Source organism: Methylobacterium sp. CCH5-D2, assembly GCF_001556475.1.
Taxonomy (GTDB): Bacteria; Pseudomonadota; Alphaproteobacteria; order Rhizobiales; family Beijerinckiaceae; genus Methylobacterium; species Methylobacterium hispanicum.
In genome coordinates, this window is the sequence record NZ_LSIX01000844.1 from 1 (window position 1) to 9,651 (window position 9,651).

The 9,651-nt window shown below is 72.7% G+C and carries 9 protein-coding genes; 2 read left to right on the forward strand and 7 right to left on the reverse strand.

The window, feature by feature from the left end; all coding sequences use genetic code 11:
• Positions 1-82 precede the first annotated feature (82 nt).
• The 3 genes from AX737_RS22180 to AX737_RS22190 all read right to left on the reverse strand — a co-directional run bounded on the left by AX737_RS22180 (position 83) and on the right by AX737_RS22190 (position 2,822).
• The gene (locus AX737_RS22180; RefSeq protein WP_066924975.1) at positions 83-844 is read right to left on the reverse strand and encodes an anti-sigma factor; all 762 of its coding nucleotides are present in this window, start codon (positions 842-844) and stop codon (positions 83-85) included.
• Between the two features lie 79 nt (positions 845-923).
• Entirely contained in the window at positions 924-1,559 is a 636-nt protein-coding gene (locus AX737_RS22185; protein ID WP_066924977.1) for a sigma-70 family RNA polymerase sigma factor, read from the reverse strand.
• Positions 1,560-1,688: 129 nt separating this feature from the next.
• Positions 1,689-2,822, reverse strand: a complete 1,134-nt coding sequence (locus AX737_RS22190; RefSeq protein ID WP_066924990.1) for a patatin-like phospholipase family protein — start codon at positions 2,820-2,822, stop codon at positions 1,689-1,691.
• A 408-nt stretch (positions 2,823-3,230) separates the two neighbouring features.
• Here AX737_RS22190 and ispG point away from each other — a divergent pair, with 408 nt between their 5' ends.
• On the forward strand, positions 3,231-4,544 hold the full coding sequence (ispG, locus tag AX737_RS22195; protein WP_066924979.1) for a flavodoxin-dependent (E)-4-hydroxy-3-methylbut-2-enyl-diphosphate synthase: 1,314 nt from the start codon (positions 3,231-3,233) through the stop codon (positions 4,542-4,544).
• A gap of 56 nt (positions 4,545-4,600) precedes the next feature.
• Here ispG and AX737_RS22200 read toward each other — a convergent pair whose 3' ends face one another.
• Positions 4,601-5,599, reverse strand: a complete 999-nt coding sequence (locus AX737_RS22200; protein ID WP_066924981.1) for a tyrosine recombinase XerC — start codon at positions 5,597-5,599, stop codon at positions 4,601-4,603.
• A gap of 204 nt (positions 5,600-5,803) precedes the next feature.
• On the opposite strand from AX737_RS22200, the gene AX737_RS22205 reads away from it, so the two are divergent.
• The gene (locus AX737_RS22205; RefSeq protein WP_066924983.1) at positions 5,804-5,986 is read left to right on the forward strand and encodes a hypothetical protein; all 183 of its coding nucleotides are present in this window, start codon (positions 5,804-5,806) and stop codon (positions 5,984-5,986) included.
• A 54-nt stretch (positions 5,987-6,040) separates the two neighbouring features.
• Here the strand turns inward: AX737_RS22205 and AX737_RS22210 are convergent, their stop codons facing one another.
• From AX737_RS22210 to AX737_RS22220, 3 genes are all read right to left on the reverse strand, one after another.
• Positions 6,041-7,102 carry a glycosyltransferase gene (locus AX737_RS22210; protein WP_066924985.1) on the reverse strand — a complete coding sequence of 354 codons (1,062 nt, stop codon included), beginning with the start codon at positions 7,100-7,102 and terminating at the stop codon, positions 6,041-6,043.
• A gap of 200 nt (positions 7,103-7,302) precedes the next feature.
• Entirely contained in the window at positions 7,303-8,445 is a 1,143-nt protein-coding gene (locus AX737_RS22215) for a glycosyltransferase (RefSeq protein ID WP_066924987.1), read from the reverse strand.
• Positions 8,387-9,466, reverse strand: a complete 1,080-nt coding sequence (locus AX737_RS22220; protein WP_066924989.1) for a glycosyltransferase family 4 protein — start codon at positions 9,464-9,466, stop codon at positions 8,387-8,389. The genes AX737_RS22215 and AX737_RS22220 overlap by 59 nt, the downstream gene beginning before the upstream one ends.
• Positions 9,467-9,651 lie beyond the last annotated feature (185 nt).

Sequence of the window (9,651 nt, forward strand, 5' to 3'; positions counted from 1 at the left end):
GGGCAGAGCCCTGCAATCGGGCCCCGCCTGCCGGCGCCCTCGGGCGCCGAAAGGGTCTCAGGCCCTCCAAAATCCAGTTACCTCACGGCGAGGCGGCGGCGATGCGGGCGGCGGTCGCCCGCAGGGTGTCCTCGTCGCTGTTGCCGCTGAGGGCGTAGGCCGACCGGCCGGAGTTCCAGTAGACCGTCGTGCCGTCGCCGGCCTGGGCGATCTCGTTCAGCGGGCCGTTGCCGCGCCGATGCGTCGCGAAGAGCGAGATCTCGCCGAGGCCGCCCGCATCCGCGACGATCTCCACGCCGGTGCCGTGGCGGGCCGGGAAGATCTGCACGTCGCGCACCGTCCAGCTCTCCGGCAGGCTGGGCAACTGGATGCCGGTCGCGGCCTCGATCGCGGCACGGTCGTAGGCTCCATTGCCGTGCTGCGAGGCGATGCGGGCGCGCATCTGCGTCACCTGCCGGGCCTGCTGGGCGTCCTCGATCAGGGTCGGGTCGACCGGGGCGGCGATGGTGCCGGGGACGCCGAAGCGGCCGACCTCGTCGTGGGCGAGCCAGCCGGCGCCGACCATCACGGCGATCGCGGCCGCCCGCTTCAGCCGGGCGCCGACCCGGCGCCAGCGCATGGAGCGATCGAGGCGGCGCGCGACCTGCCGGTTGCGCTCGGGGCCGGGGCCCGGCTGGAGCGCGAAGGCGGCCCGCAGGGCGTCGCGGTCGTGCAACTCGGCCATCACCCGCGCCGCAGTCTCCGGGTTCTCGGCGAGGTGCGCCTCCACGTCGAGGCGGCGCATCATGTCGAGCTGGCCGTCGATGTAGGCGGTGAGATCGCCGTCTGTGATCGGGTCGATCATCGGGGTCGTCCTGTCGTCTCGGACTTCTGTCGTCGCGGCCTCCGTCAGGTCGCGGGCGGTGTCAGGATGGCGCGCGGTCCTACCAACCACGTAGGGCGCGGCGGGAGAACGGCTCCGGTGCCGGGGCGTTCTCCGGCTCGGGCCGGCCGTCGCGCGCGACGAGGCGCAGCGGCGTGCGCTCCACCGGGCGCGGGCGCGTGCTGGAGCCGCCCTCCTGGCCCTTGCGGGCGCCCTCCTCGAAGGCCCGCAGCGCCGCCCGGCCGCGACCGAGCCGCGACATCAGCGTGCCGATCGGGATGCCGAGCACGGCCGCGGCATCCGCGTATGCCATGCCCTCGATCGTGACGAGGTGGAGCGCGGCGCGCTGCTCCTCCGGCAGGGTGAGGAAGGCCTCGCGGATCTGGGCGAGGCGCACCTGCCCCTCCTGGGCCGGAGGCGCCATCTCGTCGCTCATCTGCACCAGGGCGTCGGCGTGGCGCAGCTCCACCTGCTTGCGGCGCTGGTCGTCGATGAAGACGTTGTGCAGCACCGTCATCATCCAGGTGCGCAGGTTCGTGTTCGGCCGCAGGCTGTTCTGCGATTCGAGGGCGCGCACCAGGGTGTCGTGCACGAGATCGTCGGCCCGGAGGGTGTCGCGGGTGAGCGACCGGGCGTAGCGCCGCAGGGGCACCAGCAGATCGACGATGTCGGGACGCTTCATCTTGTCGAGGCTCATACGGTTTGAACGTCGGACCCCGCGCGCGTAATCCCGCCCGCGCCGGCCGGAATGCCCCGGCGGTGTCCTGGCGCACGCGACGAGCCTGAGGCGCGTCCCGGCGTGGGCGCCACCGCCTGCCGGGCCGGGTTACTGGTAGGCGGATTCGAGGTCGAGGCTGCAGGAGCGCCCGATCTTGTCGTAGTGCTCGCCGAGCCACGCCTCGGCCGCCCGGCGGCCCTTGTCGCGCAGGCGCAGGAACACCCGCCAGCGGGCGTCGAGCTTCGAGGCGGCGTTGTAATCCTCCAACGCGTCGGTGCCGTCGATGCGGTGGACCAGCACGCGCTGGTACTGGCCCTGGCCGAGCACGCCCTCCTCGATCAGCCCGTCCACGAAGTCGATCGCGCGCAGTTCCCGCATCAGGTTGGCGTTGAACGTGATCTCGTTGAGCCGGTCCTGGATCTCGCGCTCGGTGCGGGGCGTCTCGCGCCGCTCCACCGGGTTGATCTGCACGAGCAGGATGTCGCGGGTCTGGGCGCCGCGGTGCAGCGGGTAGAGCGGCGGGTTGCCGAGGTAACCGCCGTCCCAGTAGGGCACGCCGTCGATCTCCACCGCCTGGAACACGGTCGGCAGGCAGGCCGAGGCCATCAGGTGATCGACGGTCAGCCGCTCGCGCTCGAACACCGCGAGCTTGCCGGTCCAGACGTTGGTGGCCGAGACGTAGATGCCGGCGGTCTCGGCCTCGCGCAGACGCTCGAAATCCACCTGGGCGGCCAGCGCCTTGCGCAGCGGGTTGATGTTGAGCGGGTTGGACACGTAGGGACTCGGCGTCAGCGCCTTGGTCCAGAACTCGGCGACCGGGTTGCCCTTCCAGAGGCCGAGGAGGTTGCTGACGAAGCTGCGGGTGGCGGGGCCGAGATCGCCGTCGAGGCTGACCTCGCGCCAGAATCGCTCCAGCCCCTCGCGGGCGCCCTCCGGGCCGCCCTTCAGCCAGCCGTCCACCAGCACGACGCCGTTCATCGCGCCCGCGCTCGCGCCCGTCACCGCCTCGAAGCCGAGACGCCCGTCCTCGATCAGGTGGTCGAGGACACCCCAGGTGAAGGCGCCGTGCGCGCCGCCCCCCTGGAGCGCCAGGGCGACGTTCTTCTCCGCCCTGGGGCCGGCCAGGATCTGCCGAGGCGGGTGGCTGGTCTCGACCGCGTCTCCGACCGGGACGGCGACGTCCGCGCTCGGGACGGCGGTTGCGGGATTGGCGGGTTCGGACCCGTGAGGATGCTCGCTCATCATGTCCTCGAACATGGGATGTTGCGCTGCAGTTACAAATGTTGCGCCGCAGCGGGCGACGGCAAGGCCGCGCATGTCCGGTCATGACCGGTACGGTCGAACGGCGGAACGGGCCCGAGGATCCGACCGAAATTCCGCGCGCCGTGCGCGATCGCATGGCACCGCGGCGCGGCGCGACCTCGACATCCGTGCGCGGATGCGACATGAGACCCGCGAAAAGGGCACGTTCTGCACTCCGTACGGTGGTGTGGCTTGACGTTGCGGCGGATCGACCGCAGCTAAACCTCTCCGTGCGCGGTCCGCGCGCGACCCGAATCGTACCTGAAGACAGACGCGACGGCAGCGGGCGGCCCGGGTCCGTGAGGACCCGCCCCGACGCGCCCGAGGCCTTGAAGCGAAGGTCCCCCGATGGAAGCCATGGAAGCCGAGACCCGCCCCGCGAACCCGCTGGCCGGCGCAGGGCCGGAGATCGCCGGACCAAGCCCCCGCCACCGCACCGCCGGCGTGCAGGTCGGCCAGGGCGAGGGCGCGGTCACGGTCGGCGGCGGCGCGCCGATCGTCGTCCAGTCGATGACCAACACCGACACGGCCGACATCGACGCCACGGTGGCGCAGGTGGCCCAGCTCGCCCGCGCGGGCTCGGAACTGGTGCGCATCACCGTCGACCGCGACGAGGCGGCGGCGGCCGTGCCGAAGATCCGCGAGCGCCTGGACCGCATCGGCGTCCACGTGCCGCTGGTAGGTGACTTCCACTACATCGGCCACAAGCTCCTCTCCGACCACCCGGCCTGCGCGGAGGCTCTGGCCAAGTACCGGATCAACCCCGGCAACGTCGGCTTCAAGGAGAAGAAGGACACCCAGTTCTCCACCATCATCGAGCAGGCGATCCGCTACGGGAAGACCGTGCGCATCGGCGCCAACTGGGGCTCGCTCGACGGCGAACTCCTCACCCACCTGATGGACGAGAACGCGAAGTCGCCTCGCCCGATCGACGCGCGCGCCGTGATGCGCGAGGCGATGGTGCAGTCGGCGCTCTCCTCCGCGCAGCGCGCCGAGGATCTGGGCCTGCCGAAGGACCGTATCATCCTCTCGGCCAAGGTCTCGGCGGTCCAGGACCTGATCGCGGTCTACCGCGAGGTGGCCCGCCGCTCGGACTACGCCATCCATCTCGGCCTCACCGAGGCGGGCATGGGCACGAAGGGCGTCGTGGCGGCGTCGGCCGCGATCGGCGTGCTCCTGCAGGAGGGCATCGGCGACACGATCCGCTACTCGCTGACGCCGGAGCCCGGCGGCGACCGCACGGTCGAGGTCAAGGTCGCGCAGGAACTGCTGCAGACCATGGGCTTCCGCACCTTCGTGCCGCTGGTGGCCGCCTGCCCGGGCTGCGGCCGCACCACCTCGACCACCTTCCAGGAGCTCGCCCGCGACATCCAGAACTGGATCGCGCGCTCGATGCCGGAATGGAAGAAGACCTATCCGGGCGTCGAGGGCCTCAACGTCGCGGTGATGGGCTGCATCGTGAACGGCCCGGGCGAGTCGAAGCACGCCGATATCGGCATCTCGTTGCCCGGCACCGGCGAGAGCCCGAGCGCCCCGGTCTTCATCGACGGCAAGAAGGCGACGACCCTGCGCGGCGCCAACCTCGCCAAGGACTTCGAGACCCTGGTGACCGACTACATCGAGCGCCGCTTCGGCCAGGGTGCCCGCGACGCGGCCGAGTAAGCCGTGATTCCGAAGGGCCGGAGGTCCTTCGGCGGTGTCCCCGGGCTCGGTTTCGCTTAGGCCTCCGCCCGCGGGCGCGGCACCGGCATTCGGCCTGCCCGGGGATGAGCCGCCTCGAAGGCGCTCATCAGCCGGGCGGCATCGACCCTGGTGTAGAGCTGCGTCGTCGAGAGCGAGGCGTGACCGAGCAGTTCCTGGATCGCGCGCAACTCGCCCTGGCGGGCCAGGAGGTGCGTGGCGAAGGAGTGGCGCAGCGCGTGGGGCGTGGCGCTCTGCGGGAGCCCGAGCGCGCCGCGGGCGCGGGCCACCACGTACTGGATGACCCGGGCCGAGAGCGGCCCGCCGCGGGCGCCCACGAAGAGCGGCCCCTCCGCGGGTAGAGGGTGCGGGCAGGCGGCGACGTAGCCCGCCACCGCTTCGGCCACCACCGGCAGCACCGGCACCATGCGCTGCTTGCCGCCCTTGCCGAGCACGGTCACGGCGTCGATGCCCGGCAGCGGCGCGTCCTCGCGCCGGATGCCCAGGGCCTCCGAGATGCGCAGGCCCGCCCCGTAGAGCAGCGCCAGCACGGCGGCGTCGCGCGCCAGGATCCAGGGCTCGCGGTCCTCGCCCGCGCGAAGCTCCGGATCGGTCAGCGCCTTCGCGGCGGCGACCGGCAGCGGGCGCGGCAGGCGCCGCTCCACCTTCGGCGAGCGCACGGCACCGAGCGCGGCGACGACGCCGTGCCCCTCGCGCTCCAAGTGGCGGGCGAAGGAGCGCAGGCCCGCGAGCATGCGCATCAGCGAGCGCCCGCCGACCTCGTCCGCCCGGCGCGCCGCCATGAAGCCGCGGATGTCGCGAGGCTTGAGCGCGACGAGGCCAGCGATGCTCGGGGTGCCGCCGCGCCGCTCCAGATGGATCAGGAACTGGCGCAGGTCGCGGCTGTAGGCCTCGACGGTGTTGTCCGCCATGCGGCGCTCCTGCGCGAGCGCGACGCGCCAGCCGCGGATCGCGGCGCGCAACTCCGGATCGGCCGGCAGCCGCTCGATCTCGGTCAGCGGGAGGGCAGGGGGCATCGGGCTCTCGACAGGATCGCGCGGGCGAGCCCGCAACTCCAGGCCGAGGACCGTTGAGGCCCGGTTAACGCGGCAAGGACCGGCTCGCGTCGATGCAGTCATGCGGACTTGCGGCTCGAGGACTTGCCGCCCGTGGATCTGCAACCCATCGCTCGCACGGACGTTGAGACCGCACAGCGAGAGCAGTCTTTCCGAAGGCGTGCAATGAGCATCTTCCAGATCAAGCAGAAGTCGAACGGCGCCGTTCTTTGGACGGGTTCGGCCGCCGACGAGCAGACCGCCCTCGACGCCATGGCGCGTGAGGCGGGGTACCGCGATTTCTCAGCCCTGCCGGACACGCTGCGCGCAGCCGGCATCGAGGCGGCGAAGCTCGACCTCATTTCTTAAGGACGTGCACGATGCCGCCGCGCCCAACCGTGCGGCGGACCGTCTCGACAGGTCCTAGGCTGGCGCCGCGTCCCCGCGGCGCTCCCACCAAGCCGCCCGCTCCGCGATGAGCACGGCCGTGCGGGCCATGGCCCCAGGTTCGGACAGGGCGCCGATCCGTCGCGGATCGAGCGCGAGGCCGGCCGCGACGAGCCCAGGCCAACGAGAGGCTTCCGGCCAGCCCTCATGCACGACGGCCGCGCCGATTCGGCCGAGCCCGTGCGCCTTCTCGACCTGCTCGCCGTAGGCCCGCTCTTCGGGCAGGCAGACAAAGCGTTTTCCGCGGGCGGCCACTGCCGCCACGACCCCGTCGCCAGCGCCTCCCACCACCAGGGTCGCGCGCGCGATCCAGGGCTCCACATCGGCCACCCAGCCGTGAAGATGCAGGTTCGCCGGAACCGCCGCCGCGCCCGTCACGGGCCCGAGCACGTGCCAGTCCCGCTCCGGTAATGCCCGCGCGGCTGCGGCCAGATCGGCGAGGGTGCCGCCCGCTCCGCCGCGGCCGAACACCACGGCGATTGAGCCGTCGTCCCCGCTGGGAGCGGCGAGTGCCGGTCCGAGGAGGCCGGCATAATGGGTCTTGGCCCTCACCCAATCGGGGGTCGCCGCGCTCTCCAGGATCTCCGGAAAGGGGGCGATCAACCGGTCGGCGCTGCGGAAGGCCTCCAGATGCGGCAGGTCGGTGCGCGTGCCCGCGAGTCGCACCACCAGGGTCGGCAGCGACAACAGCCGGGCGAACAGGGCCACCTCGCAGGAGACGTCCACCACGAGGAGTGCCGGGTCGGCCTCCGCCGCCCAGGTGGCGATGCGGGCCATCCGGGCGCGCAGGCCCGAATGGGCGAGCGGTGCGTAGTGGAAGCTCGTGGGTCGCTCGACCTCGCCGTCCCGCCCGTCGAAGCCGTCCGCGAGCCGGTCGTCGGGCAGGTCGATCACGGGACCCGGCGCACCGGCGGTGTCGAGGCCCGCGAAGGTGCCGAGGAGTGCGCAGGGGCGATCGAGCCTGGCGGCGACCGCGCAGGCCCGGTGCAAGTGCCCGGCGCCCTGATGGTGGACATAGTAGCCGATGGGGCGCGTCATTGGGGGATCCGAAGGGCGTGATCCGGGCGGGCTGGACGGTTTACCGCGTGATGCGCGGGTTCCCACACCCTTGGCGGCAGAGGGAGCGCGGCGCGGTTCGGGCTCACTGACTCGGGATCGGTCCGGCGTCCGGTGTACGGATCATGCCGAACGCACCGCCGATTGCGACGCCTGGACTCCGAAGTCCCCGAGCGACAGCGCTACGCGGCCGCCCGGAGCGTGCGGGCGATCCGCTCCAGATCGGCCAGGGCCGCGTCGAGGGCGACGAAGCGCGCGGGCGGCGCCGCGGCCTCGAGTTGGGCGTGGACGCGCTCCACGTAGGCGATGTCGTTCGGGCAGCTCCCGTCCGCGATCTCGGTCTCGATGGCAGCCACCGTCTCCGCCGGAAGGCCGAAGCCGATGCAGACGGTGCGGCGGGCGGCCTCGCCGCGGCGCCAAGCCCGGCGCAGCGCGGCGCGGCGCTCGATCAGCGTGAGCCAGTGCGCGGCCTCGGGCAGCTCGTAGGGGCCGCCGCTCGCCGCCGCGTCCTCGCGGCGCGCCATCTCGGTCGCCATGCCGCCGCTGACCCGGCCCTCGCGGCGGCCAGAGACGTGGACCGCGACGGCGGGGCAGTGGCGCAGGCGCGCGCCCTGCCGGGTGAGGCGGGCCACCAGCGCGTTGTCCTCGCCGCAGGGCAGGGCGGGCAGGCCGCCGACCGCGCGGTAGAGGTCGGCCCGCAGTGCGAGGCTCGCCGCCGTGTGGTCGCCGTGGCGCGGGGCCGGATCGTGGGGCGGCGGGTCGATCAGGTCTTCGAGCGCGCGCACGCCCGACCAGTAGCGCTCTATCCGGGCGTGCAACTCGGCCAGCGCCGGCGGCACCGCGCTCTCGGCATCGATGACGAGGCGGCCGCCGACCACGTCCGACGTCCTAAGGGCGGCGCGGTTGGCGGCGAGCCAGTCCGGCGGCAGCCAGGCATCCGCGTCGGTGGTGAGCAGCACCCCGTCGGGGTGGCCCTCGGCCGCGAGCCAGTCGGCGCCGGCCTCCAGCGCCATCCGGCGGGCTGTGCCGACATGGGCGTCGGGCGCCGGGATCGTCGCCTCGACCGTGCGCACGGCGAGCGTCGGTAGCGCAACGGCGAGTTCGCGCACGATCCCCGGTGTGCCGTCGTCGCAGTTGTTGGCCAGCACCACGACGCGCAGCGGCGCGGTCTCGGTGAGCCCCGACTGCGCGGCGAGCGAGCGCAGCAGGCGCGGCAGCCGCTCGGCCTCGTTGCGGGCGGGGATGCAGACGACGGCGCTCACGGGATCACTCCGCCGCGCTGAGGATGAGCCGCGGCGCGGCCTGCTCGGCCAGCATCTCGGCATAGACCGCCTCGTAGCGCGCGGTCATCACGGCGGCGTCGAAATGCGCCTCCACCCGGTCGCGGCAGGCGCGGCGGCTCAACGTCGCCGCGCCCCGGATCGCGCGGGCGAGGTCGCTCGCGTCGTCCGCGTCGGCGAGGCGTCCGCAGGACGCGTCGAGGATCTCCGGCATGGCGCCCCGGCGGAAGGCCGCGACCGGCGTGCCGCAGGCGATGGCCTCTGCCACCACGAGGCCGAAGGGTTCCTCCCAGCGCGGCGTCACCACCGCCACCCGGGCGCGGCCGAGATGGGCCGCGAGGTCGTGGTGCGAGAGATGGCCGAGATGCTGCAGGTCGGGTCCGAGCCGCGGCGCGATCTCGCTCTCCCAGTAGGCCGGGTTGAGCTTCGGCCCGGCGAAGACGAGGCGGAAGCCGGCCTCGCGGGCGGCGTCGATGGCCAGATGCAGGCCCTTCTCGGGGACGATGCGGCCGAACCAGAAGGCGTAGGCCTGCGGGTCGGGATCGGCGCTGTAGGGGAAGGTGGTGAGATCGATGCCGTTCGGCACCACGTCGAGCCCGGGAATGAGGTCGGTCCACTCGCGCGCCAGCGTCTGCGAGACCGCGAGGTAGCGCATGTCCGGCCGTGCCGCCTCGATCCCGCCGACGAGGGAGTCGAAGGGCGGCGTGTGCAGCACCGTAACCCAAGGAATGTCGAAGAGGCCGCTCTCCCGCAGGGGCAGGGCGTGCAGGGAATTGTTGTGCACGAGGTCGAAGCCGCCCGCCGCCACCGCGTCGAGGATCCCGCGGTAGGCCGCGTGCTCGGCGGCCTCGATTGCGGCCCAGCGCTCGGCATCGCCCAGATCCTCGCCGGTCGGCGGGCAGACGACGGTGGCGAGGTCCGGGTCGGACCCTTCCGAGGCGAACAGCGTGACGTCGTGCCCGCGGCGCCGGAGTTCCCGCGTCATCAGGTGGGTGTGCATCTCCAGGCCGCCCGCGTAGGGCTGGCCGATCGGATACTTGAGATGGGCGATGACAGCGATCTTCACGCGGCGAACCGTGGTTTGAGGTTGCAGCAGTTCGGGAGAATGCTGGACCGGGGCGCCTCGGGAGCCCCGGTGACTGAGCCGCATGGAACCCTATCGGCAATGAAGGTTCGCTGAACCGCCGCGCGGGCCAGGATTAAAAATACGAAAGCGGCGGGGGAGGATGTCATCCGCCCCCGCCGCCAGCC